At 63.8% G+C, this 25,191-nt stretch carries 22 protein-coding genes; 14 read left to right on the top strand and 8 right to left on the bottom strand.

Going from position 1 to position 25,191, the window contains the following annotated elements; genetic code table 11:
- Positions 1-47 precede the first annotated feature (47 nt).
- From rpoS to ACZYGA_RS02340, 6 genes are all read left to right on the top strand, one after another.
- Entirely contained in the window at positions 48-1,022 is a 975-nt protein-coding gene (rpoS, locus tag ACZYGA_RS02365) for an RNA polymerase sigma factor RpoS (protein WP_077375080.1), read from the top strand.
- A gap of 434 nt (positions 1,023-1,456) precedes the next feature.
- The gene (locus tag ACZYGA_RS02360) at positions 1,457-2,827 is read left to right on the top strand and encodes a TolC family outer membrane protein (RefSeq protein WP_077375077.1); all 1,371 of its coding nucleotides are present in this window, start codon (positions 1,457-1,459) and stop codon (positions 2,825-2,827) included.
- Between the two features lie 377 nt (positions 2,828-3,204).
- Entirely contained in the window at positions 3,205-4,338 is a 1,134-nt protein-coding gene (alr, locus tag ACZYGA_RS02355; protein ID WP_303565348.1) for an alanine racemase, read from the top strand.
- 60 nt (positions 4,339-4,398) lie between these two features.
- Positions 4,399-5,316 (top strand): LpxL/LpxP family Kdo(2)-lipid IV(A) lauroyl/palmitoleoyl acyltransferase, encoded by a 918-nt coding sequence (gene lpxL / locus ACZYGA_RS02350; protein WP_077375072.1) that lies wholly within the window; start codon positions 4,399-4,401, stop codon positions 5,314-5,316.
- A gap of 8 nt (positions 5,317-5,324) precedes the next feature.
- Entirely contained in the window at positions 5,325-5,708 is a 384-nt protein-coding gene (locus tag ACZYGA_RS02345; protein WP_404625010.1) for a TlpA family protein disulfide reductase, read from the top strand.
- Positions 5,709-6,179: 471 nt separating this feature from the next.
- Entirely contained in the window at positions 6,180-6,341 is a 162-nt protein-coding gene (locus ACZYGA_RS02340) for a DUF1328 domain-containing protein (RefSeq protein WP_084208047.1), read from the top strand.
- Between the two features lie 141 nt (positions 6,342-6,482).
- Here the strand turns inward: ACZYGA_RS02340 and ACZYGA_RS02335 are convergent, their stop codons facing one another.
- The 5 genes from ACZYGA_RS02335 to ACZYGA_RS02315 form a co-directional block, all read right to left on the bottom strand.
- Entirely contained in the window at positions 6,483-7,859 is a 1,377-nt protein-coding gene (locus ACZYGA_RS02335) for a DUF2254 domain-containing protein (RefSeq protein WP_127734649.1), read from the bottom strand.
- A gap of 217 nt (positions 7,860-8,076) precedes the next feature.
- On the bottom strand, positions 8,077-9,738 hold the full coding sequence (gene ettA, locus ACZYGA_RS02330; protein WP_077375059.1) for an energy-dependent translational throttle protein EttA: 1,662 nt from the start codon (positions 9,736-9,738) through the stop codon (positions 8,077-8,079).
- Positions 9,739-9,952: 214 nt separating this feature from the next.
- On the bottom strand, positions 9,953-10,198 hold the full coding sequence (locus ACZYGA_RS02325) for a PA3496 family putative envelope integrity protein (protein ID WP_077375056.1): 246 nt from the start codon (positions 10,196-10,198) through the stop codon (positions 9,953-9,955).
- A 244-nt stretch (positions 10,199-10,442) separates the two neighbouring features.
- Positions 10,443-10,883, bottom strand: coding sequence for a PAS domain-containing protein (locus tag ACZYGA_RS02320; RefSeq protein WP_077375053.1), 441 nt, complete (start codon positions 10,881-10,883; stop codon positions 10,443-10,445).
- A gap of 219 nt (positions 10,884-11,102) precedes the next feature.
- A complete protein-coding gene (locus ACZYGA_RS02315) occupies positions 11,103-12,404 on the bottom strand; it encodes an MFS transporter (RefSeq protein WP_404625313.1) in 1,302 nt (433 codons plus the stop codon).
- A gap of 384 nt (positions 12,405-12,788) precedes the next feature.
- Between ACZYGA_RS02315 and ACZYGA_RS02310 the strand changes: the two genes are divergently transcribed.
- Positions 12,789-13,121 carry an Rdx family protein gene (locus ACZYGA_RS02310; protein ID WP_303565356.1) on the top strand — a complete coding sequence of 111 codons (333 nt, stop codon included), beginning with the start codon at positions 12,789-12,791 and terminating at the stop codon, positions 13,119-13,121.
- A gap of 18 nt (positions 13,122-13,139) precedes the next feature.
- On the opposite strand, the gene ACZYGA_RS02305 is transcribed toward ACZYGA_RS02310, so the two are convergent.
- Positions 13,140-14,159, bottom strand: coding sequence for a zinc transporter ZntB (locus ACZYGA_RS02305; protein WP_289863997.1), 1,020 nt, complete (start codon positions 14,157-14,159; stop codon positions 13,140-13,142).
- A gap of 139 nt (positions 14,160-14,298) precedes the next feature.
- Between ACZYGA_RS02305 and ACZYGA_RS02300 the strand changes: the two genes are divergently transcribed.
- A complete protein-coding gene (locus ACZYGA_RS02300; protein ID WP_404625012.1) occupies positions 14,299-15,219 on the top strand; it encodes a DMT family transporter in 921 nt (306 codons plus the stop codon).
- Between the two features lie 36 nt (positions 15,220-15,255).
- Here ACZYGA_RS02300 and ppk2 read toward each other — a convergent pair whose 3' ends face one another.
- Entirely contained in the window at positions 15,256-16,155 is a 900-nt protein-coding gene (gene ppk2, locus ACZYGA_RS02295) for a polyphosphate kinase 2 (RefSeq protein WP_404625014.1), read from the bottom strand.
- Positions 16,156-16,374: 219 nt separating this feature from the next.
- The gene (locus ACZYGA_RS02290; RefSeq protein WP_404625016.1) at positions 16,375-17,118 is read right to left on the bottom strand and encodes an arylesterase; all 744 of its coding nucleotides are present in this window, start codon (positions 17,116-17,118) and stop codon (positions 16,375-16,377) included.
- Positions 17,119-17,210: 92 nt separating this feature from the next.
- On the opposite strand from ACZYGA_RS02290, the gene ACZYGA_RS02285 reads away from it, so the two are divergent.
- From ACZYGA_RS02285 to ACZYGA_RS02260, 6 genes are all read left to right on the top strand, one after another.
- Positions 17,211-18,023: an ABC transporter ATP-binding protein gene (locus ACZYGA_RS02285; RefSeq protein WP_077375032.1), complete on the top strand. Its 813-nt coding sequence runs from the start codon at positions 17,211-17,213 to the stop codon at positions 18,021-18,023.
- The gene (locus ACZYGA_RS02280) at positions 18,016-20,790 is read left to right on the top strand and encodes an ABC transporter permease (protein ID WP_479398320.1); all 2,775 of its coding nucleotides are present in this window, start codon (positions 18,016-18,018) and stop codon (positions 20,788-20,790) included. The genes ACZYGA_RS02285 and ACZYGA_RS02280 overlap by 8 nt, the downstream gene beginning before the upstream one ends.
- Before the next feature lie 219 nt (positions 20,791-21,009).
- Entirely contained in the window at positions 21,010-22,272 is a 1,263-nt protein-coding gene (gene glyA / locus ACZYGA_RS02275) for a serine hydroxymethyltransferase (RefSeq protein ID WP_077375029.1), read from the top strand.
- A gap of 252 nt (positions 22,273-22,524) precedes the next feature.
- Complete coding sequence (locus tag ACZYGA_RS02270) at positions 22,525-22,818, top strand: DUF6506 family protein (RefSeq protein ID WP_404625018.1); 294 nt, start codon at positions 22,525-22,527, stop codon at positions 22,816-22,818.
- Between the two features lie 221 nt (positions 22,819-23,039).
- Positions 23,040-23,927, top strand: coding sequence for a FadR/GntR family transcriptional regulator (locus ACZYGA_RS02265; RefSeq protein ID WP_404625019.1), 888 nt, complete (start codon positions 23,040-23,042; stop codon positions 23,925-23,927).
- A 99-nt stretch (positions 23,928-24,026) separates the two neighbouring features.
- Positions 24,027-25,091: a TRAP transporter substrate-binding protein gene (locus tag ACZYGA_RS02260; protein WP_191237535.1), complete on the top strand. Its 1,065-nt coding sequence runs from the start codon at positions 24,027-24,029 to the stop codon at positions 25,089-25,091.
- Positions 25,092-25,191: the final 100 nt, after the last annotated feature.

The raw sequence follows: 25,191 nt of genomic DNA, 5'->3' as shown, positions 1-25,191 counted from the left end.
ACAACAAGAAGTTCCTGGCACCAGACCAGAGACAACGGGGTATCGACATGAGCATGCTGGAAAAGGATATCGATCAGGCCGAGGTGGAGCTGTCCCTCGATGATGTCGAGGAAGACGATACGCTTGAGGCTGAAGCGGAAGAGGCGGCATTCGAACGCGCCCTGAACCGTGAAGAGCGCAAGCACTACCAGAGCCTGGATGCAACGCAGATCTACCTCAACGAGATCGGCTTCTCGCCATTGCTCAAACCCGAAGAGGAAGTCTATTTCGGGCGACTGGCGCAGGCGGGAGACCCTGCCGGTCGGCAGCGCATGATCGAATCCAACCTGCGTCTGGTGGTCAAGATCGCACGGCGCTATCTGAATCGCGGATTGTCACTGCTCGACCTGATCGAGGAGGGCAATCTGGGCCTGATACGCGCGGTGGAGAAATTCGACCCCGAGCGCGGTTTCCGCTTCTCGACCTACGCCACCTGGTGGATCCGTCAGACCATCGAGCGCGCGTTGATGAATCAGACGCGCACCATCCGGTTGCCGATTCATGTCGTGAAGGAGCTCAACATCTATCTGCGCGCTGCTCGCCAGTTGACGCAGAAGCTTGACCACGAGGCGACGGCCGAGGAAATCGCCGATTTCCTCGACAAGCCGGTGGAGACGGTCAAGAAGATGCTGGGGCTCAATGAGCGAGTGTCCTCGGTGGACTATCCGATGGGCGGCGAGAGTGACAAGCCGTTGATCGAGACGATCGCCGATGAAAATGACACCAGCCCCGAGTCCAGTCTGGTCGATGTCGACGTCAAGGCACATGTCGATGAGTGGCTGGCGGAGCTGACCGACAAGCAGATGGAAGTGGTGGTACGCCGCTTCGGGCTGCGGGGTCACGAAGCCGCCACGCTGGAGGAGGTCGGCGAGGAGATCGGTCTGACGCGTGAGCGAGTGCGTCAGATTCAGGTCGAGGCGCTCAAGAAACTGCGTCGCATGCTCGAGAAACAGGGCCTGTCGCTGGAATCCATCTTCGAATGATTCGCTGACATGTCATCGACGGGACTGGCAGCTGTCATCGTCTGGCCCGATATCCGTGACATCCTGCTGGATAGTGGACGCAACACGACATGAAAACGGCCCCCCGCTTGCGGGCGGGCCGTTTTCATATTTTCTGAGCATTGGTTTGGCAGGCTATGGGGTTGGCAGAAAGATGACGGTGCATATGATTCGACACCGGGGCCGTGTTGCATTGTTGCTGGGATGGAAACGCTGTAAGGCAAATGAAGTTAGCCAACTAACTGGACGCCTTGCAAGGCGACGATTAGACTGAGTCCTTTTTCCACGACCCGCCCCCGAAGGGGCTGATGCCGTCATCAGCCGGCCCGTGAAACGACCTTATCTCCCCTTGCCTTGGTGCCTTTGGCGCATCATGCAGGTCACGACTGACTGTTACCGATCAGGAATACGCATACATGGCCAACATACGCATACTGCCTCTGGTGCTGGCGATGGGTTTCGCGACCCAGGCCCAGGCTGCCGATCTGCTCGACATTACCCGTGATGCGCTGACCCACAATGCCAGCCTGTCGTCCTCTCGCTCTCTGTATCAGAGCGTCGAGGACAACGAGCGGATCGAGCTTTCGGATCTGCTGCCACAGATCTCGGCCACCGGCACCGTGTCACGCACCGATGTCACGGGCAATTCCCAGAGCGGTGTGGAAGGGGATTACACCGACAGCAACATTGTGCTCAACGTGAATCAGCAGCTGTTCGACGCTGCCGACTGGTATGAGCTGGCGACCAGCAAGGACAGTACCGAGCAGCAGAAACTGCTGCTGGATTCCGATCAGCAGCAGCTGTTGTACGATGTGGCTTCCGCATACTTCACCATCCTCAACAACCGGGATGTGCTGGATGCGCGCATCGCGCAGGAGAAGGCCTTTTCCCGTCAGCTGGATCAGGCCAATCAGCAGTTCGAGGTCGGGCTGATCGCGATCACCGATGTCCAGGAGGCCAGAGCGTCCTTTGATGACGCACGCGCCCAGCGGATTGCCGCGGAAGCCGACCTGCAGGTCAGCTTCGAGGCACTTCAGCAATTGACCGGCCAGCAATACGATTCCATCGATGGGCTGGAAGAGGATCTCGCCATCGAAGCGCCGGTGCCCGCCAGTCGTGGCAAGTGGGTCGAGATGGCGTTGGTCAACAATCCCTTGATCGGTGCCGCGCAGAAGGGTGTCGATGTCGCCAAGGGTGACGTCAAGACCTCGCGTGCCGGTCATCTGCCGGAAGTCGGTGCCTTCGCGACCTACTCCTATGATGAAACCGACGTCGCATCCTCCGGGGGATATCAGGAATACAACCAGATCGGTATCCAGGCGTCATTGCCGATCTATACCGGTGGTCGCACTTCCGCGCAGGTACGCCAGAGCACGCACCTGCTGGAGCAGAGCCAGTACGACCTGCTGGACCAGCAGCGTTCCACCACCCAGAGCGTGCGTTCGCTCTACAGTCAGGTCCGCAGCGACGTCCTGACGGTCAAGGCGCGCAAGCAGGCCATCGTCTCCAGCCGCAGCGCGCTGGAAGCCACGCGCTCGGGGTATGAAGTCGGTACCCGTAACATCGTCGATGTGCTGGATGCCGAGCAGGCGCTCTATCAGGCCCTGGCGGACTATGCCTCCTCGCGTTACACCTACGTGCTGGATCTGCTCAACCTGCGCCAGGCGGCGGGCATCATCGACGTCAACACCGTGCGCGATCTGAACGAGAGCCTCAAGCGCGATCGTCAGGTATCACTGGTTCTGCAGGACGAAGACGACACCGAGCTGGATGGTCCGGCCCAGTGATCTGATACTGGCCTGACCGGCTTCTCCTGACACCCCCATCGGCCATTGCCGGTGGGGGTGTTCGCGTATCGGGGGGCAGAAATCTCGCCGTGAAGCGTGAATGACAACAGCTGTGAGGATTTTCTGGAGAAATATGCTATGGATTTGATGAAAACCAGAGATAACGTCAAGAAGTTGGCTTGATGTTTGGTGGTTTTCACCGTGACCTTGGCGCGATGATGGAAAATAATTGATGGCTGGAGAACGCCTGCTCCGGTTGGCCCCCTCCTTTTCAATGGTGCGTGCCTTGCTCGCTCGTTGGCAGGTCCCAACTTGCTGCTTCACCCGTGCGTGATTCGTCGTGTCTGTCCCTCTTTCTCATTGTCTGGAGTTGCCTCATGTCCCGCCCGTTGCGTGCTGATATTGATCTGGATGCCCTGCGCCACAATTATCAGCTGGCCTGTGAGCTGGCGCCGAATTCCCGCTCGCTCGCCGTGATCAAGGCTGACGCCTATGGCCACGGGGCCGTGGCATGTGCCCGTGCGCTGGCAGATCTGGCACCGGCATTTGCCGTCGCGACCATCGAAGAAGCGCTCGCGCTGCGGGAAGGCGGTATCACGCATCCGGTGGTATTGCTCGAAGGTGTCTTCGAGGCATCGGAATACCAGCTGGCGGCGCAGCATGACTTCTGGTGTGCCATCCACAGTGAATGGCAGCTGGCCGCCCTGGAGGCGGCAACGCTCCCCGGGCCGATATCCTGCTGGATCAAGTTCGATTCCGGCATGCATCGTCTCGGCTTCGATGCCGAGCAGGCCAGGGCGGTCAAGGAACGCCTGGTGGCGAGTGGCAAGGCGCAGGACCTTCACCTGATGACGCATTTCGCCACGGCCGACAGCCTGACGCCCGATTATTTCCAGCATCAGATGGCGGCAGTGGAAGCGCTTGCCGCTGAGCTTGCCCTGCCACTCTGTCTGGCCAACTCCCCGGCGACGCTTGCCTGGCCGCAATCGCATGCCGCCTGGAATCGTCCCGGCATCATGCTGTACGGCGCGGACCCGCTGGAAGGGGCCAATGATGCCAGCCGCCGTCTGAAGCCGGTGATGACCCTGTCTTCCGCCATCATTGCCGTACGCGAGATCGCCATCGGCGAGCCGGTGGGCTATGCCGGACGTTTCGTGGCGACGCGTCCGACACGTATCGGTGTCGTCGCCTGTGGCTATGGGGATGGCTACGATCGCCATGCGGTGGACGGGACCCCCGTACTGGTCGATGGCCAGGAAACCGTGCTGGCCGGCAAGGTGTCGATGGACATGCTGACGGTGGATATCACCGACCTGCCGGAAGCGGGCGTCGGTTCTCGCGTGGTGCTGTGGGGCGAGGGGTTGGAGGTCAATCGCGTGGCCGCCAGTTGTGACACCATCAGCTATACCCTGCTGACAGGGATCCTGCCGCGTGTTCCCAAGCATTATCACGGTGGTCAGGCACGCGAGGCGGACCCGATGGCCTCTCAGGCAGTGGATACGTGCGCCTGACCTGACGGCAGGGCTCGGGCGGTCTACAATGGCCGCCGTTGCCCGTTGAACGAGAGAGTCATGGCCAAGAAGACCTACCCCGAGAGTTTTGCGCATCCCCGTTACTGGCCGGCTTGGCTGGGAATCGGGGCCATGAAGGCCTCGGCCTTCCTGCCCTGGTGCGCCAAGCTGTGGCTGGGGCGCGGCATCGGTGAGCTGGCATGGCGTTTCGGCAAGCGTCGTCGCCATATCACGGACACCAATCTCAAGCTGTGCTTCCCCGAATGGAGCGAAGCGGAGCGTGCGCGTCAGGTACGCAAGACCTTCCATGCCAACGGTATCGGCATCTTCGAGACCGCCACGGGGTGGTGTCGAGACCCGGAGCACATGCGCGACCGCGTGACCTTCAAGGGTCAGGAGCACATGGAGCGCGCCATGGCGCAGGGCAAGGGCGCGCTCATCGTGGGCATCCATTTCTCGACACTGGATCTCGGTGGCGCACTGCACTCGCTGTTCTTCCCGGCCGATGTCGTCTATCGCCCGCATGACAACCCGCTGTTCGAGCGTTTCATGACGCGCGCGCGCAATGGCATCTTCGGCACGGCCATCGACCGTCATGACCTGCGGGGTGTGGTGCGCCGCATCAAGAGCGGGCATGGCGTGTGGTATTCGCCGGATCAGGATTTCGGTCGGGACGTCAGCGTCTTCGCGCCGTTCTTCGGTATCGATGCCGCCTCCATCAAGCTGACGGCCAAGATCGCCCGCATGACAGGGGCGCCGGTGATGCCCTTGATGTTCCATCGCAATCCGGACAATCGTACCTATACGCTGGAGTATCTCCCGGCACTCGACAACTTCCCGAGTGGCGATGATGTCGCGGATGCCACGCGCATCAATGCCTTCATCGAGGGGGCGATCCGCAAGCATCCCGAGCAGTACCTGTGGTTGCATCGCCGTTTCAAGACTCGTCCAGAGAAATCCGATCCGTCCCTGTATTGAGGTGAACCATGAGCAATGACACGTCTTCTCTCGCCACTCTGGCCGATGTCGAAGCACGCCTGGCGGCCGGCGATACCTTCGTCCTCAATCAGATTGCGCAGTGGTGCCCGGACTGCACCGTGCGTCAGCGTCCGGCGCTGCCGGCCTTCGAGGCGGCCCTGGCGCGAGGTGGTCTGCCGCTGGTGAGTCTGTGCGTGCAGGAGACTCGCGGAGTCTATCTGAGTGAGGCACATGCGCAGCTGAGCGAGCGCATCGGTGGGGCGGGCTATCCGCGTACGCTGCTGGTGAAGGAAGGGCGGCCTGCCAGCGAGGACAGTGGCCTGAATCGGGTCGAGGTCATGAGCGAGCCGGAGCTCATCGCCTATGCCGAGGCCATGATCGCGGCGCTGTAAACGTCACTTGAGCCCATGTGTGAGCCGACGAGATCTGCCGTGACGCGACACGCATGGGCATCATCGAAAACGCCCCGCCAGGAACTTCCTGGCGGGGCGTTTTCGATGGAGATCAGGCGGCACCCGACAAGCAGCGCCACTTGTCCGAGCTGCATGCGTGCGGCCAACCGGATGCCGCCTGCCGTGTGCCTGAAAATAGACCTGCGGATGATGAGGGAGGCTTTCAACCCGCGCGGGAAATCTTTTACCGATTCGAGACATGGCCTTGACTTTACTTGTATTGATTACCATCTTCACATGGACAAGGTGATCAAGCGGTCTGTCGTGACTCCGCCCTCTGGCAAGCACGTCAGCTGCCACACCTGATGAGCGAAGGGCGAGCGCGTCGAATGAGACGCCACATGCAGAGGCAGTTTTCGTGCCGCTGCGGTCGTCGCCCACTACCGGTTCTCCATGACATAAGGAATTGCCATGCTCAACTATGCCATCATCTTTCTGATCGTTGCCGTGATTGCCGCCGTACTCGGCTTTGGCGGTATCGCAGGTACTGCAGCCACCATCGCCAAGGTACTGTTCGTCGTCTTCCTGGTGCTGTTCCTGGTGTCGTTCTTCAAGGGGCGTCGCAAGCCCTGATACGGACGGCTTTCATCACGACGCAAACGCCCGCAGACGGTAGCGACCGCTGCGGGCGTTTGCGTGTCACCAGGCCATCAGGCCTTCAGGTCAGCAAGCCATCAAGTCATCAGGCCAGCAGCAAGTCATCAGGCCAGCACGTCACCACGGGGTACCTGGCAGCGTCAGACGATGATGCCCGGCCTTGAGGCCCTGCTCGATGAAGCGCCTGTCCACCTCGAACTGTGCCTGGGCAAGGATGGCCTCCACCACCTTGTCGGCATGTTGTTGCAGCAATGCCAGCTGCGCGTCATCGCTGCCCAGCAGTGACAGTGTCTTGAGCAGCGAGAGCAGCGCCAGACAGATCGAGAGGTCATCACGACCATAGTGCAGGATGGGGGAGATGCTGCGGTAGAGCAGACTGTCGAAGCTCTCCATCTCCCAGCTGACCCGTATGTGATCTTCCTCATCCACGCAGCAGTTGCACAGGGGCAGCTGCATGCGCTCACTGAGCAGTTCGGTGAGTTGATGCAGGCACAGGCGTGCGGTGCCCGGATCATTGATGCCGGGGGACAGCGCCTTGATGGCGACTTCCATCAGCTGGGTCAGGCCGTGCTCGTGAAGGTCATCGACGGATTCCCCATCCAGATAGCCCAGTGCCGCGCGCAGCTTCTTGATCAGTCCTGCCTGATGGTGCTCATCGAGCTCATCACCCGCCGAGACGCCTTCGGGCAGGCCCGCAGGCCATTCGATGCGCATCAGCGGCATGCCACTGACGATGAAGGCCCCGAGCGCGAAGTCCAGGTGCACGATCATGTCGTGGTCGATGGCCAGCTGGCGAAGGGCTGCGAAATCGACCTGCTGCACATAGCCGCGTCGCTTTGCTCTCAGCAGCTGGCAGCGTGACGTGTCGCGAGTGATCTGGCGCTCGCCGAAACCGTCGTGGCGATTGCGCTCTCGCAGTCGTTCAAGCGAGACCCGCGTTCGCCCGGACAGGCGGCGAGCCACGGCATTGATCTGCACGGACTGTGATGCCTGGTGGATGAAGTAGATGAACATCCCCAGGCAATTGACCATCATCAACACGCCCAGATAGACCGCGATGGAGCGCCATAGCGTTGGCGAATCGCCGGTATTGGGTACCATCAGGTTGATGAGCAGGAACAGCAGACTGCCCAGATAATGTCCCAGCACCAGCTGATGGTGACGCTCGGTCACCAGCCCCAGCAGCAGCTTGTGGGAGAACTGTGCGCCCGCCTGGGTCAGCACGCTCATCACCATGGTGAAACTGAAGACCATCAGCGAAATGAGCCCGCCGACCAGTGCTGCCAGCAGAGTGCGCGGCGTGTCGTGCTCCTTGAAGGTCAGGGCATTCAGCATCTCGCTGGCTGGCAGTTCATGTGGCTCGGGGAGGCCGGAAGGCAGCACCGAGATCAAGCCAAGCAGGATATAGAGCGTCGCCAACAGGCTTGGCAGATAGGCGATGCTGGTGGTGAAGGTGCGTAACCACATCAGCGGCTGTTGCAGCCAGCGATTCATGGGCAATTCCTGATCCTGTGAGTGGCGCGACGGCGTGTGCGACGGACGGCCGTGAGTGACGGCAAGCATTCGCTCCGTTATCTCCCGTGTTCGGCCTGACTGCAAGTGCCAGAGGCGACGCGGGAGCGCCCTTGTGAGGCTTGCCTCAAACGCAGGACGCCCTTGCGGCGTCAGCGGCAAGGGCGTCCTGGTCAATCCAGCGGTTCAGATCACCGGATCAGGCATCGATACGCTTGTACTTCATGCGCTTGGGCGCATCGTTGCCGACACGCGCATGGTAATCCTCTTCGTACTCGCTGTAGCTGCCCTCGAAGAACACCACGTTGGAGTCCCCTTCGTAGGCGAGGATGTGGGTCGCGATGCGATCCAGGAACCAGCGGTCGTGCGAGATGACCAGCGCACAGCCCGGGAAGGCGAGCAGCGCCTCTTCCAGTGCACGCAGGGTCTCGATGTCCAGATCGTTGGACGGCTCATCCAGCAGCAGCACGTTGGCGGCCTGCTTGAGCGTCTGCGCCAGCTGCAGACGACCACGCTCACCACCGGACAGATCAGACAGACGCTTCTGCTGATCCGTGCCCTTGAAGTTGAAGCGGCCGACATAGGCGCGCGACGAGACTTCATGGCCATTGATGTTGAGCATGTCCTGGCCGCCGGAGACGGCTTCCCAGACAGTCTGATTGTCTTCCAGGCCATCACGCAGCTGCTCGACGTAGGCGATCTTGACGGTCTCGCCCAGCACCACTTCGCCGCTGTCCGGGGTTTCCTTGCCGGTCACCAGCTTGAACAGCGTGGACTTGCCCGCACCGTTGCCGCCGACGATACCGACGATGGCACCCTGGGGAATGGTGAAGGACAGGTCGTCGAACAGCAGCTTGTCCTCGAAACGCTTGGTGACGTTGTGCAGCTCGATGACCTTGTCGCCCAGACGCGGTCCCGGCGGAATGTAGATCTCGTTGGTCTCGTTGCGCTTCTGGAAATCACCGGACTGCATTTCCTCGAAGCGGTTGAGACGCGCCTTGCTCTTGGCCTGACGGCCCTTGGGATTCTGGCGAACCCACTCCAGCTCCTGCTGGATGGCCTTGTTGCGTGAGGCTTCCTGCTTGGCTTCCTGCTGCAGGCGAGCGTCCTTCTGCTCCAGCCACGAGGAATAGTTGCCTTCGAAGGGAATGCCCTGGCCACGGTCGAGCTCGAGAATCCAGCCCGCGACATTGTCGAGGAAGTAACGGTCGTGGGTGATGGCGACCACGGTGCCGGCGTAATCGTGCAGGAAGCGCTCCAGCCAGGCGACGGACTCGGCGTCCAGGTGGTTGGTCGGCTCATCCAGCAGCAGCATGTCGGGGCTCGAGAGCAGCAGGCGGCAGAGGGCGACACGGCGACGCTCACCACCGGACAGCACGCCGACATTGGCATCCCACGGCGGCAGGCGCAGCGCTTCGGCGGCCACTTCCAGCTTGCGCTCGAGGTTGTGGGCGTCGGAGGCCTGGATCAGGTCCTCGAGCTTGGCCTGACGCGCGGCGAGGGCGTCGAAGTCGGCGTCCGGCTCGGCGTAGGCGGCATAGACTTCATCCAGCTCCGCCTGGGCATTCTTGATGTGGGCCAGAGATTCCTCGACGCACTCGCGCACGTTCTTGGAATCATCGAGCTCCGGCTCCTGGGGCAGGTAGCCGACATTGAGGCCCGGCATGGGACGCGCTTCGCCGTTGTAGTCCTGATCCACGCCGGCCATGATGCGCAGCAGCGAGGACTTGCCCGAGCCGTTGAGACCGAGCACACCGATCTTGGCACCCGGGAAGAAGGACAGCGAGATGTCCTTGAGAATCTCGCGCTTCGGGGGGACGACCTTGCCCACCCGGTTCATGGTATAGACGTATTGCGCCATGGAATCCCAATTTGGTTGGAGAATGGAATGACGCGCTGATGATAGTGCCCGTGGTCACGCTTGACCAGTCAGGGCCATCGTTGGCGTGACGGCGGCCATTCCATGGCCGGTTCGCTGACGGGGCTGCAACCCCCTGGCCTTCACCGGGAAGCGGTGTGGCGAACCTTCCCTGAAGGGGCATCTCGAGGCTAGCCCCGGCCTCATCGCGAGGCGCTCACTCCTCCTCTCCCCAGTCACTGGCGTCCAGCAGGTCATCATCATCCGCTTCATCGTCCCAGCCTTCACGGATGGAGCGTGCCAGCGCACGTTCTTCCAGCAGGGCTTCGAGGCGCTGGCGCGAGTCGCTGCGCTGGGGCCTGGCGGGGGTGGAGCTGGAAGACAGTTCGAAGTCCACGTCGTTGGTGGCTTCCTCCGCCAGGGCGGTAGCATCGATATCGTCGAGGAATTGTTCGCGGGCCATGGGCGGACCTCCCGATTATGAATCAGTCTGCCAGACGCGAGGCGTCAGACACCGCCTGCGGCGACCTGCCGAAGGCTCCTTCGCTATATAGCGCTGGAGAAGTTCGATGACAAGTCCTGTGTGCGCGGAAGCATGCTCTGGTGGGTCGCGGGGAAGTTTTCGTCTGCGCACGAACGCCAACGCCCACCGGGTGGTGGGCGTTGGCGAGTCGTTCATGACCGAAAGGAGGGGAGCGTGTCAGTGATCACTCGACATCGCTCTTGCGGGCTTCCCGCAGGCGCTCCAGCTCCTCATGCGCGGTCATCAGGCTGGTGACATCCTTCTGGACACCGACGAAGTACTGGAGATTGTCGTGCTCGTCGAAGACCGGTGTCATGGAGAGTTCGTTCCAGAACAGGCTGCCATCCTTGCGATAGTTGCGCAGTATCTCGCGGCACGGGCGCTTGTCGCGCAGCGCGGCACGGATGTTGTCCAGCTGTGGCTGGTCACGGTCGTCATTCTGCAGAAAACGGCAATCGCGGTAGAGAATCTCGTCGGCGCTGTAACCGGTAAGGCGCTCGAAGCCCTGATTCACGTAGATCAGGATGTTCTCGTCACCTTCCTGTTCGGCCACCACGATGCCATCGTCCGAGGCATTCACCACTCTCTCGAGCAGCTCGGGGCTGATCATGTGGGGTCTTTTCATCTGGCACTGATCCTTGCGGCTAAAGAACCCGGCCCTTGTGACCGAGCCCGAGAGTACGGGTATCGGGTGCCTGTCCGTGTGCCCGGACATTCCAGCACCATCATCGGTTTCACTATGGCGGGGAGACGCGGCTTATGCAATCGCAGCCGCTAATGTGTCGGGGGTCAGCGCCTGTCCCGGGCCCCCGTCGCGAGGTTTGGCAGACCGCTCTGTCCGGTATCAGTCGTCTTCCACTTCCGGCAGACGTTGCGCACACAGGGCGGCCGCCGTGGCGACACCAGCCAGAATCAGCAGCAGCCACTCGCTGCCCAGCCATTGGGCCAGACCGCCGATGGCCAGACCCAGCACCAGCATCAGCACGCCGGTGAGGGTGTTGGACAGAGCCACGTAGAGCGCGCGATTGTCAGCGCTGGCGAGATCCACCACGTAGGTCTTGCGTCCCAGACGAATGCCGGAATGTGCGATCACCAGCAACCCGTAGACCACGGCATAACTCCAGACGCTGTCGGAAAGCGCTCCGGGCCACCACACCATGCTGCCGGCCAGCGCGCAGCACACGGCGGCACCGGCGCCGGCGTTGCGCATCACGCGCCGACTCGAGGTATCGGCAAGCTTGCCCCAGATGGGGCTGGCGACCATGCCCGCCAGGCCTGACACGACCACCAGTACCCCGAGTCCGCCGAGGCTTTCGCCACTCTGCTGCTGGCCCAGCAGCGCGATGTAGGGGAGGGCCAGGGCACTTGAGAGCAACAGCGCACGCGCCAGATTGAAATTGCGGAAGGCGGCGTCATGGCGCAGCTGGCTGAACCCCTGGCGCACGGTGTTCCAGGCATTGGCACCGCCGCTGGTGGCGCCGCGATCTTCCTTGATCAGCGCCGCGCAGAAAGCATTCAGACTCCAGCCCAGTGCCGCAATCGCCATCAGGGTGGCAAGCACCTGTTGACCGGGCTGCTCGCCCAGCAGCATCAGAACACCCCCCGCGAGCAACGTCATGGCGCCGGCCAGGCTGCCACTCCATCCCATCAGGCGGCCACGGCGCTGCTTGGCGATCGTCTTGCCCAGCACGTCCTTGGTGGCGATGGAGGCCACGCCACGCCCCAGTGACAGCACGACCAGACACCCCAGCACCAGGCCACCGGCCAGGCTGCCGCCCAGGCCACTGTCACCGTCGCCTCGAGAGAGCAGCGTGATGATCACCAGGCTGAAGGCCATCAGCGCTTGCAGCACGGACCCCGCGACCCAGACCCATTTGCGCCGCGGGAGCGGGCGGATGAAGCCCGCCACCACCAGTTGCGGCAGCAGGGCGCCGGCTTCACGAATCGGCACCAGCAGCCCCACCATCCACACCGGGGCGCCGATCAATCCCAGCAGCCACGGCAGCACCAGGCGTGCACTTGCCAGCTCGTCGGCCAGCTTGGTCCCCAGCGAGGCCAGCAGATGGCGCCAGACATTGCCGGGCTGCTGATGGCAGGCATCCTCGGAGATATCCTTGCACATGCGCGAGTCTTCATCGCCGGTCATGCGCTCGAAGAAGCGGCTCTGGGCGCCGCTGGTGGTGTCCTTGACCTGGGCCTGCTCCGGGCGTTGTCCCGTGGCGTGCTCCTTCTGGGGGTCAGGCGTCCCTGTCGTCGTGGCCTCCGTCGAGGCATCTGACGAGGGGCTTGAGGCCGAGCGTGAGGCCGAGCGCGAGGAGGGAGACGATGGGGACGAGGACGATGACGGGTCTGACATGCATGGCTCCGAAGGTCGGCGGCTGAATCCTCATTATTCCGTGCCCGTGCGGGGATGCCCAGTGCCAGTTGTCGACGCTCTCATCCCTGCACGCATTTCGGCATTGACCCGAACGCCTCGCTGCAGTGAAGTGGTAACGGCAACTCTTCACTCACGATTGGAACGCTCGCTCTCATGGATCAACCGTCCACGCTCAAGATTCGCATTCACTACTGCACCGGCTGCAACTGGCTGCTGCGCGCGGCCTGGCATGCCCAGGAACTGCTCTCCACCTTCGGGGAAGCACTGGATGAGGTCGCTCTCGCGCCCAGTCACGGCGGGCACTTCGAGGTGCTCTGCCAGCCTGCGCCTGACGCCGAATGGCAGGTGCTCTGGGAGCGCAAGCGGGATGGCGGCTTCCCGGACAGCCGTGACCTCAAGCAACGCGTGCGTGATGTGCTCGACCCGGAGCGCGATCTCGGCCATATCGACCGCGCCAGCCGCGAACAGGGCACTCCGACACCGTGACGAGTGCCCCGATCCGCGTCACCACCATTTCTTGCGCTTGAGCAGCCACATCTGCATCGCGACCACCCCAAGCGTCATGCCGACGAACAGCGTGAAGCCCCATGGGCTCTCGCTGCCGGGAATCCCGCCGACATTGACGCCCAGCAGTCCGGTGAGGAAGCCCAGCGGCAGGAAGACGGCGGTGATGACGGAGAGCAGGTACATGCGCTGGTTGAGCTGTTCGTTGTGCTCACTCATGCGCTGCTCGTGAAGGATCAGGGCGCGTTCCTGCATGGCCTGAAAGTCCTCCACGTAACGCGACAGCTGGTTGGCGATCTCGCGCAGGTCCAGTCGCGCCTGCTCATCGATCCACAAGGGCCCCTGAGCCAGCTGGGCCAGGCAGTCGCGCTGAGGCCCCATGAAGCGCCGCAGGGTGATCAACGGGCGGCGCAGCCGCGTGATGTCGTCGGGATCGATCTCCACGTCATTGAGCTGATCCTCCTCGAGGATCGCCAGTTGATCGTCAAGACGGTGGCTGAGCTCGGCGACGCGATCGACCAGCGCATCGCTGATCATCGCCAGCAGCCAGGAGATGTTTTCGGCTCCCTGGCCGGCTTCCAGCAGCTCGCGTACCTGGGTGATCGACTGGAAGGGGCGTCGGCGCAGGGTGATCAGGCGAGTCGGGCTCATCCACAGGCGCAGGGACAGCAGGTCTTCCGGCGCGGCACCCGGGTTGAGATTGATGCCGCGCAGGGTGGTGACGATGCCGCCGCCGAAACGTGCGACGCGTGGGCGTGTGTCCAGCTCGGTGAGGGCCTCGATGCTGGGATCATCCAGCTGCGCGATGCCGGCGAGATAATCATTGACGTCGCCTCGCGTGTAATCGAGGTGCATCCAGATCAAGGCCTCCGGCTCCTGCCAGGCCTGGCGCAGCTCATCATCGCTCAAGAGGGTCGCGCTGCCCTTGCCGTCGAGACGGTAGGCGCTGACCAGCGCCGTGGAGGGGGGATCGGGCTGCGGGTTGGCGTGCGGTAGCTGCGAGGAGGGGCTGGTGGTCATCGTAAAGCGTCCTTTGCGTACACGGGCTTGCAGCTGCACGCCACGCGCGCGATGCTCAAGCCTGCGACGCGCATGGCGGGCATGGGCGTCAGGTCGACACCGCCAGGATGGCGGTGTCCGAATTGCGAGGAAGCATGCCATGAGTCAGGACAGGGAGGCCATGCTCTATGGTCTGGGAGCGGTCGGGTTGTGGTCGACCGTGGCAACGGCCTTCAAGCTGGCGCTGGCGCAGATGTCGCCGCTGGAGCTGGTGTGGCTGGCAGCGCTGGTCTCCTGGCTGTTGATCGGCGTGCTGATGTGGCGTCAGGGTCGGCTGCGCGAGGCGCTCGCCAGCGGCTGGAAAGGCGGCTGGCGGACAGCGGCCTGGGCCGGACTGATGAACCCGGTCGGCTACTATCTGGTGCTGTTCGGCGCCTATGCACGTCTGCCGGGGCAGGAGGCCATGGCGCTCAACTATACCTGGGCACTGGCGATGGCCTTTCTTGCCGTGCCGATCCTCGCGCAGCGCCTGACGCGCATCGATGTCGCGGCAGGGCTGATCGCCTACGCCGGGGTGTGGACCATCGCCACCCGCGGGCAGGTGTTCGATGTCGCCTTCGCCGACCCCCTCGGCGTCGGACTGGCGCTGGGCTCGACCCTGCTGTGGGCCCTCTACTGGCTGCTGAACGCGCGGGATGCCCGCGCCCCGTTGGTCGCCCAGTGGCAGAACTTCAGCGTCGCCTTGCCGGTCCTGACCTTGCTGGTGGCCATCGGGCCGGGGTTTGGCAACTTCATCGGGGACAACGCCAATCCTCAGGCGCTGATGGCCGGGCTCTATGTCGGCCTGTGCGAGATGGGCATCGCCTTCGTGCTCTGGCAGCTGGCGGTCCACAAGGTGTCGCGTACCGCCAAGGTCTCCAATCTGATCTTCCTGTCTCCCCCCGTGTCGTTGACGCTGCTGCACTTCATCGTCGGCGAGCCGATCCTGACCTCGACACTCGCGGGGCTGGTGCTGATTCTGGCAGGCTTGGGCCTGCAGCAGCTGCAGAAGGCGCCGGAGGCACTGTCACACACGACATGAGCGCGCTCCGCCCGCGTCTGCATCCTCAGGGGCGTACTAGTCCGTGGGCAGGATCAGACGGCCGGCATCCACCACGATCAATGGGTCCGGCGTGCCGATCAGCCGTGTGTCCTTGCCGGGGTAGTCGAGCTGGCTGAGCACATGGCGCAGCGCGCCGATGCGAGCACGACGCTTGTCATCGGAGCGAATCAGCGTCCAGGGCGCGTGGCGACTGTGGGTACGCGCGAACATCGCCTCGGCCGCGGTGGTGTAGTCGTCCCACTTCTCCTGGGCCACGGCGTCCATCGGTGACAGTTTCCAGCGCGTCAGCGGGTCGGCGGCGCGCTTGGCGAAACGATTGGACTGCTCTTCCCGGGAGACCGAGAAATAGAGCTTGACCAGATGCAGGCCATCCTCGACCCACAGGCGCTCCTGCTGTGGCACCTGGATGAGAAAACGCTCGACCTCGTCAGGGCTGGCGAAGCCCATCACCGCCTCGACTCCTGCACGGTTGTACCAGCTGCGATCGAACAGCACGACTTCACCACTGGTGGGAAAGCGCGAGACGTAGCGCTGGAAGTACCACTGTCCCTTCTCCGTCTCGTTGGGCTTGTCCAGTGCCACGATGCGCGCGAAACGCGGGTTGAGGTATTCCATGAAACGCTTGATGGTGCCGCCCTTGCCGGCGGCATCACGCCCCTCGAACACGATGGCCAGCCGCTCGCCACTGTCACGCAGCCAGTGCTGGACCTTGAGCAGCTCGATCTGCAGGGCCCGCTTCTCGGCCTCGTAGACCTTGCGCTTGAGCCGCTTGTCGTAAGGGTAGGCGTCGCTGGAGACAGGCCCGAGCGTCATGTGGGGAGTCTCGGGGGCCGGCGGGGGCTGCCCGGTTGCCGCAAGCGCGGGTGTCGCTGTGGGGGCTGACTTGCCGGGGACTGCCTTGCGGGACTGGCTCATGGTGGAATCCTCAGTGCTCTGAAGGGCGAAGCGCCCCGGGCGGGGCACGATGGACGAGCGTGATGAAAAGCGTGGCGGCAGGGCATGACAAGAGGGCTTGTCGGGAGGACGTATCGAGAGGGCGCATCGAGAGGACACGCCCTTCGGGAAACCACCGTCACCTTTGATTCTGACCGGGATGCCCCATGTCATGTTCAGGCAAGGTAGACACGTGCAGGGTCACTGTGTGGAAGGTAGCGCGAGCGGCTCGAGCGTCGGCCAGATGTTGTCCAGCAACCTCGGCTGGGCCTTGGCCGTCGGGTGGATACGGTCCTGTTGCATCAGTTTCTGGCCGGCCGGCGCCGTGGCGATGCCCTCGAGAATGAAGGGCACCAACGGCACGGAGTATTCGTCGGCCAGGTCTCGATAGACCTGGCGGAAGGCGTCGGTATAGGCCGGGCCATAGTTGGGCGGGATCTCGATCCCCAGCAGCACGGGCTGGGCGCCGGCATCCTCCACGGCATCGATCATGCTGGCCAGATTGGATTGCATGCGCGCAGGCGGCAGGCCGCGCAGGCCATCGTTGCCGCCCAGTTCGATCATCACCAGCGAAGGGTCGTGTCGGTCGAGCAGTGCCGGCAGGCGATTCAGGCCGCCTTCGGTGGTATCGCCGCTGATGCTGGCATTGATGACCTCAGGCGCATCGTTGCCCAGGGTGTCCTCGAGGCGCTCGTCGAGCAACGCGACCCAACCCCGGCTGCTGTCGATGCCGTAGCCGGCCGAGAGGGAGTCGCCGACCACCAGCCAAGGAGCCGGCGCCTCTGCCAGCGCCACCTGAGGCGCCAGCACGGCCACAAGGGTCAGTGCCGTACTGGCAAGCGCATTGCGCAGCCGCGTGAGTCCGGCAGTCTTGCGCGTGACGCGCGGTTCGGCGACTCGGGACAGACGTTGCGTTTCACGGCGATTCACCAGCCATCTCTGCATTCCTCATCTCCATCATCTGCACACGTTTCACATCCGTTTCGGGGACTGGCGTTCATGGCCATCCCGTTCACTACCATAAGCGAGCAGACACGATGTCACATAACGCCTCCATTAACGACGCCCCCTTTGCGTCGGATCATGCGTCAGTCGCGGCACCGTCAGCAGCGAATCCGCAGGCGCCGACGGCAGTCCTCAATGTCACGGGTCTGACCCAGCGTGTCGCCAGCGGTGACGGCCAGTTGACCATTCTTGAAGATCTAGAGCTTGCCGTGGCAGCCGGCGAGAGCGTGGCGATCATCGGGGCCAGCGGTTCCGGAAAATCCACGCTGCTGGGGTTGCTGGCGGGGCTGGACAGTCCGACCCAAGGCGATATTCGCCTGTTCGGCACCTCGCTTGCCGGATTGGATGAAGACGGGCGTGCGGCGCTGCGCGCGGGGCAGGTGGGCTTCGTGTTCCAGAACTTCCAGCTGCTGCCGACCCTGACGGCGCTGGAGAACGTGCTGATGCCGCTGGAGCTGGCGCCCCGGGGCGATATCGAGGCCAAGGCACGTGACTGGCTGGCGCGGGTCGGGCTGGGAGAGCGTCTTGATCACCTGCCGCGTCATCTGTCTGGCGGCGAGCAGCAGCGGGTGGCGATCGCCCGCGCCTTCGTGGCGGGACCGGGGCTGGTGTTCGCCGATGAGCCCACCGGCAATCTGGATACCGCTACCGGTGATCGCATCGCGGAGCTGCTGTTCACGCTCAACCGTGAGCGCGGCACCACGCTGATTCTGGTCACCCATGATCTGACCCTGGCCAGACGCTGTGATCGCTGTCTGACGCTGGAAGCCGGCAAGCTGGTCGAATGGCAGGACGATGCCTCGGCACCTGCGGTGGCCACACCGCAAGGAGGGCAGCATGACTGATGCCAGCATGACATCTGACGCGCGATCGCCGCGCGGGGGCGCCATGCGTCTGCCGCTTGCGTTACGTGGCCTGCTGCGGGACCTGCGTGCCAGTGATGTGCGGGCGCTGTTTCTGGCGTTGATGCTGGCGGTGGCCGCGACCACCATGATCGGCTTCTTTCTGGATCGTCTGGATCGTGGCCTCACGCGCCAGGCGGGACAGCTGCTGGGGGGAGATCTGGTGCTGGAGTCCAGCAACCCACTGGACCCGCGTTTCCGACAGGCCTTCGAGGAGGCCGGGCTCGAGATGTCGCCGCAGCTGGGCATGGTCTCGATGGCCTCGCATGGCGACAGCTTCGTGCTCTCGAGCCTCAAGGCAGTCTCGCCGGGGTATCCGCTGATGGGGCAGGTCGAGCTTGCCTCCGATACGCCCGAGACCCGAATCGCGGGGGCGGACGGCAAGCCTGCCGACGACGGGTCGGCTGATGGCGAGAGAGCCGCCACGCGCCCCGCCATCCCGCCACCCGGGGAGGCCTGGCTGGTGCCACGCCTGGCCACGGCGCTGGGAGTGTCGCCGGGGGATACCCTCACCGTGGGACGCAAGACCCTGACCCTGAGCGGCCTGATCACTCGTGAGCCGGACCAGCAGGGCGGTTTCTCCGAATTCAGCCCGCGCCTGATGTTCAACATGGCGGATCTCGAGGCGACCGGTCTGATCCAGCCCGGTTCACGCATGGAATATCGCCTGCTGGCCGCTGGCGATCCGGCGGCGGTGCAGCAGGCGCGCGATGCCATCGCGCCGCTGCTGGCGAGTGCCGACAATGCCGAGGTGCGCCTCAAGGACGTGCGTGAGGATCGCCCGCGACTGGGGCGCTCACTGGAGCGTGCCGACAAGTATCTGAGTCTGGCCGGGCTGGTGGCGGTGCTGCTGGCCGGGGTCGCGGTGGCGATGTCGACGCGCCGCTATGTGGAACGCCATCTGGACAGTGCCGCGCTATGGCGCTGCTTCGGGGCTTCCCAGCGTCAGCTGTCACGGTTGTTTGCCGCTCAGCTTGGCTGGCTGGCGCTGCTGGCCAGCACCCTGGGGGCCGTGTTGGGGCTGCTGGGGCAGATGGGGCTGGTGGCACTGCTGGAGCGCTTCCTGCCGCTGGAGCTGCCGGCGCCGGGCCCCTTGCCGCTGGCATTGGGGATTCTGACGGCACTGGCGGTGCTGGCCGGCTTCGCCGGTCCGATGCTGCTGCGCCTGCGTCAGGTCAGTGCGCTCAAGGTGCTGCGGCGTGAACTGGCCCCGCTGCCGGCCTCGGCGTGGGTGGTGGTGGCGATGGCCAGTCTGGTGTTCGGCGCCTTGATGTGGCTCTACTCGGGCGATCTCATGCTGGCGGCCGGGTTGCTGGTCGGTGGCATCATCGGGCTGGGACTGTTGCTGGTGGTGGGGCAGCTGCTGCTGTCACTGATGGTCAAGGTGGTGGCGCGTACGCGGGGACAGGGCGGCTGGAGTCGGCCGGTCCGTCTGGCGGGCGGGTTGCTGGCGCGGCGTCGCGGCGCCAGTCTCGGTCAGCTGGTGGCCTTCGCCGTCACCTTCGCGGCCGTGGCACTGATCGCGCTGGTGCGTGGTGATCTGATCAGCCGCTGGCAGGCGCAGATTCCGGCCAATGCCCCCAACCACTTCGCCATCAACATCCAGCCGGGCCAGCAGCAGGCCTTCGGCGAGGAGCTGTCGGCCATCGTGGAGGCGCAAGGGGCGGAGTCGACCCAAGACGGCCTGAGTGAGCTCTATCCGATGGTGCGGGGGCGCATCACCGCCTTGAAAGGTGAATCCTTGCTGGGTCGCTCACAGCAGCGGGCGCTGGAAAATGCCGCTACCCGTGAACGTCAGCCGGACACGCAACAGGCGGCCGGTGGCATGCAGGAAGGCACCGGGGAGGCTGAATCCTCACGCGGCGTGCCCCAGCGTGAGCTCAACCTCACCTGGCATCGTGATCTACCTGATCACAACCGCGTGACGGCAGGTGACTGGGCGCCGCTCGAGGACTTCGCGGATGCCGAACCCTCGCGGCGTCAGGCCATCGCCGAGGCGCAGGGGGTGCCGGTCTCGATGGAGGAAGACCTGGCGCAGCGCATGGGACTGTCCATCGGCGATAGCCTGTCGTTCACCATCGGCAGCGAGACCCTCAAGGCGCAGGTGGTCAATCTGCGCCATGTGGACTGGGACAGCTTCATGCCCAACTTCTATGTCATCTTCCCGCCCGGGGCGCTCGAGAGCTTCGCCCACAGCTACATGACGGCGTTTCATCTCGAGGATGAGGGAGCGCTGGCACCGCTGGTGCGCGATTACCCCAGCGTGTCCCTGATCAACATCGACGCGATTCTCACGCGGGTGCAGGAGCTGATCGCCCAGGTCTCGCGGGCCGTCGAGCTGATTCTCGGTCTGGTACTGCTGGCCGGTGCCAGCGTGCTCTACGCGGCCCTGGTGGCCAGCCGCCCCGCACGAGAACACGAAGGCGCGCTCTACAAGGTATTCGGTGCCGGGCAGAGCCTGCTGGCCCGCCTGCAGGCTGCCGAGTTCGTGCTGCTGGGGGCGTTGAGCGGTCTGCTGGGCGCGATGCTGGCGGAAGGCGCGGCGGTCGGGCTCTATTCCGGCTGGCTGGGCCTGCCGGTGGTGCTGCATCCGTGGCTGTGGCTCGGCCTGCCGCTGATCGGCGCTGTGCTGGTCGGCGGGCTGGGCTTCTGGCTGTCGCGGGAAGTGCGCCGCCAGCCGCCCATGGCAGGGCTGCGCGCCCTGCAGTGAGCACGGAAAGGCAGCATCAGCGCAGTGCATGACGCCGCCGCAGGATGGCCTCGGGATCGTCGTGTCGATCGTGAGGTCATCCTGCGTTAACAATGATGCTGATTCATGTGAATCGGACCGCCGGCTGAGGTATCATGCTGGTCCTGATCTTACCCCTAGATGGCGATCCGGCCGCGCCGGAATTCGCTGTCGTCATCACCCTTCAGGCGAGGACACCCGATGTTCACCCGTGACATGCAGATTGCCGGTTTTGATGATGCGCTCCTGAGCGCCATGGACGACGAAGTCGTTCGCCAGGAAGCTCACATCGAGCTGATCGCCTCCGAGAACTACGCCAGCCCCCGCGTCATGCAGGCGCAAGGCTCCCAGCTGACCAACAAGTACGCGGAAGGCTACCCGGGCAAGCGTTACTACGGCGGTTGCGAGTTCGTCGACAAGGTCGAGCAGCTGGCCATCGATCGTGCCTGCGAACTGTTCGGTGCCACCTACGCCAACGTTCAGCCGCACGCCGGTTCCCAGGCCAACAGCGCTGTCTTCCAGGCGCTGGTCTCGCCGGGCGACACCATTCTGGGCATGAGCCTGGACGCGGGTGGCCACCTGACTCACGGTGCACGTCCGAACTTCTCCGGCAAGCACTACAACGCCGTGCAGTACGGTCTGGGCGAAAACGGCCTGATCGACTACGCCGAAGTCGCGCGTCTGGCGCGTGAGCACAAGCCGAAGATGATCATCGCCGGCTTCTCCGCCTACTCCCAGATCATCGACTGGGCCGAGTTCCGCAAGATCGCCGACGAAGTCGGTGCCTACCTGCTGGTCGACATGGCCCACGTGGCCGGTCTGGTCGCCGCCGGTGTCTACCCGAGCCCGCTGCCCCACGCCCACGTCGTCACCACCACCACGCACAAGACCCTGCGTGGTCCTCGTGGCGGCCTGATCCTGTCTGCCGAAGGCAATGCCGACATCGAGAAGAAGCTGAACTCCGCCGTCTTCCCGGGTGGCCAGGGTGGCCCGCTGATGCACGTCATCGCGGCCAAGGCGATCTGCTTCAAGGAAGCGATGGATCCGTCCTTCAAGACCTACCAGCAGCAGGTCGTCAAGAACGCCCAGGCCATGGCATCCGTGTTCCTGGAGCGTGGCTTCGAAGTCGTCTCCGGCGGCACCGAAGACCACCTGTTCCTGCTGTCACTGGTCAAGCAGGGCCTGACCGGCAAGGACGCTGACGCGGCACTGGGTCGTGCCCACATCACCGTCAACAAGAATGCCGTGCCGGGTGACCCGCAGTCGCCGTTCGTCACCTCCGGTCTGCGTATCGGCACCCCGGCTGTCACCACGCGCGGCTTCAAGGAGCAGGAGTGTCTGGATCTGGCGGGCTGGATCTGCGACATCCTCGAGGCGATGGTCGCCGGCGATTCCGCCGCTGCCGAAGCCGAGGTACAGGCCAAGGTCTCCGAGGTCTGTGCACGTCTGCCGGTCTACGCCTGAGTACCTGACGGATGGCGCTCGCCGACACATGATGTTCGCATCATGAGGGAGCTGGCCACCGGTTCGGAGTGAGGTGCTCGAGAACGCCTGTCGCGAAAGCGGCAGGCGTTTTTTTGTGCCCGGCTCACGTCCAGACGGGGCGACATGTCGTTGATCCGTGGTCCACAAGCGCTCAGAAAGATCAGTCCTGATGCTCGCGGGGACACGCTAGGCTTCTTGATGCGTGATCCATCTCGTGGTGAGGAGACTTTCATGGCCGTGAAGACGCACGACGTTATGCACCATGCCTTCCTGATTCTGGTCGAGCACAGTGGCAATACCTCGCTGAGCAGCCAGGGGAGCGGTGAGATGCGACTCTCCGTCGCGACACTGGGCTCGCTCAAGGCGGCCGAGCGCCTGGTCAGTGAGCTGATCACCCAGGGGGTCAGTCAGATCGAGCTCTCGGCAAGCTTCGGCGCGGCAGGCGAGGCCGCGGTGAGAACGGTGGTGGCCGACAGCGGCGCCGAGCGAACGGTGATGATCGGTCGTGTCCGGTTCGCGACATGAGCGAAGATGGCGCGAAGTCTGGTGAAGTTGAATAATCCTTGCGCAACATGGAGTTGCGTAAAGGTGTGACCAAAGTCGGGTCTCACCCTTGGTCTAAGGTGTCTTGTTGGCATGTCTGACATGGGCTATTCCTTGACGGACAAGAGCGCACCGCGACCCATCCTGCGAGGGAGGTGAGCGAGCCACAATTGACGCGCCACGCCATCAAGGAACGTTCGATCATGCCCACGCCACCCAAGAGTGCTGCAGGCGGCCACCCGCGCGCCAGCACGTCATCCCCAACGTCAGCGACCGCCAGTGAATCGTCGACCACCGCCCGTGTCGATGTGGCGGAATGGCTGGCGCAGGCCATCTTCGAGAATCGTTATCCGCCGGGCAGTCTGATCCCTCGTGAGCTGGATCTCTGCGATCAGCACGCCCAGAGCCGTGCCACCGTACGCACCGCGATCCAGAGTCTGGTCAATGCCGGCATCCTGACCCGCACCACCGGGCAGGGCACGCGCGTCAATCCGCTCAGCGAGTGGCATCTGCTCGACCCACGCGTCACCGGCTGGATGACACGCTATGCGATGCCGCATCCGCAGCTGGCACGGGATATCTACGCCTTCCGCATTTCCATCGAACCCTTCGTTGCCGCACTGGCGGCCACCGAGGCCACCGCCCAGGACCTGTCCGCCATCGAGCAGGCCTACGACGGCATGGCGGCGGCGGTGCATGGCGGCAGCGCCATGGAGGAGTTCGATCGCGCCGATATCGCCTTCCATGACGCCATCTTCGCCGCGACCCACAACGTCATCTGGGCGCAGCTCGGCCATGTGCTCAAGCCCTCGATCAGCCTGCTGGTGGCGACTTCCAATCACAATGCCTCGGAGCTGGGCGACAGTCTCGGTCGCCATCGTGCGGTGATGGAGGCGATTCGTCTGCGCCAGCCGGAGGCGGCCCATGCCGCGACCCTGCATGTGCTGGATCGCACCGGGCGCGATCTCGGGCTCGCCATGCCCGAGGTGGCTGATGGGCCGCACGGTGTCGGGCGCGCCCAGGAGCCGCTGGAGCTGCTGCGTCGTTTCGGTCAGCTGCCCAGTCTCTCCGCCCCCCTGTCAAGAGAGTGACCCGCGCCCTGGGCGTCGCCACGCCGGGAAGTGTCTGCACGTCTTCCCTCCGCCAAAGAACGTCATAACACGTCATAACAACACGCCAGGAGTTCCACCATGCCGCATTCCACCACGTCCCACCGTCCGTCCCTCACCTCCGGGCGTTTCGCGCTCAAGGCGCTTGCCCTTTCCACGGCGCTGGCCGCCAGTGCGATGGCCGCACCCAGCTGGGCGGCCGAGTACGAATGGACCTTCCAGACCTCGGAAACGGCCGGTGAGCCGCAGTTCGAGGTCAAGAAGGCCTGGGCCGAGAACATCAAGACCATGTCGGATGGGCGCATCGCCATCGAGATCCTGCCGGTCAATGCCGTGGTACAGGCCAACCAGACGCTGGACGCCGTCAGCGCCGGCATCCTGCAGGGCCACTTGACGGACCCGTCCTACTTCTCGGGCCAGAATCCGGCCTTCGGCATGCTGGGCAACCTGGTGGGTGCCTGGGGGGATCCGCTGGAATATCTCGAGTACATGCAGCACGGCGGCGGTGAGGCGCTCTACAACGAGCTGGTCGAGCCCTACGGCGTGCATCTGATCGGCGCAGGCGCCACCGGGCTTGAGTCCTTCGTCTCCAAGAAGCCGGTGCGTACCGTCGATGATCTCAAGGGCCTCAAGGTGCGTGCGCCGGAAGGCATGGTCTACAACATCTTCCAGAAGGCCGGTGCAGCCCCCGTCAACCTGCCGGGCTCCGAGGTCTACACCGGTCTCGAGAAGGGCGTGATCGACGCGGCGGATTACACCGTGTTCGCCACCAATGATGACCAGGGCCTGCACAGCTTCGCCAAGTACCCGTCCTATCCGGGCTTCCACTCGCTGCCGATGGTGGCGGTGTCGATGAACAAGGACATCTGGGACGGCCTGCCGGCGGATCTCAAGGCGATCATGGAGACCGCGACTGACTCGATGGCCTACGACATGGTCTTCACCCTCAAGGCGCGTGACCTCAAGGCGGTGAGCGCGGCGCGAGCCAATCCGGATATCGAGGTGATCGACATGGCGCCGGAAGAACGCGCCAAGTTCCGTCGCATCGCCCAGCAGGAATGGAAGGTATGGGCCGAGAAGAACGAGCTGACCGGCAAGGTCTACGAGTCCGTGGTCACCTTCCTCACTGACCGCAACCTGATGTAAGCGTCCACTCGCTGTCATCGGCCGCGTGACAAGAGTCGCCGGGGCGAGACGTCGACAGGATCAAGACGATCAGGAAAGACGCAGGAGATGATGATCGGCG

The organism is Cobetia sp. BL01 (assembly GCF_056493605.1).
This window is presented reverse-complemented; position numbering and strand designations above follow the sequence as displayed.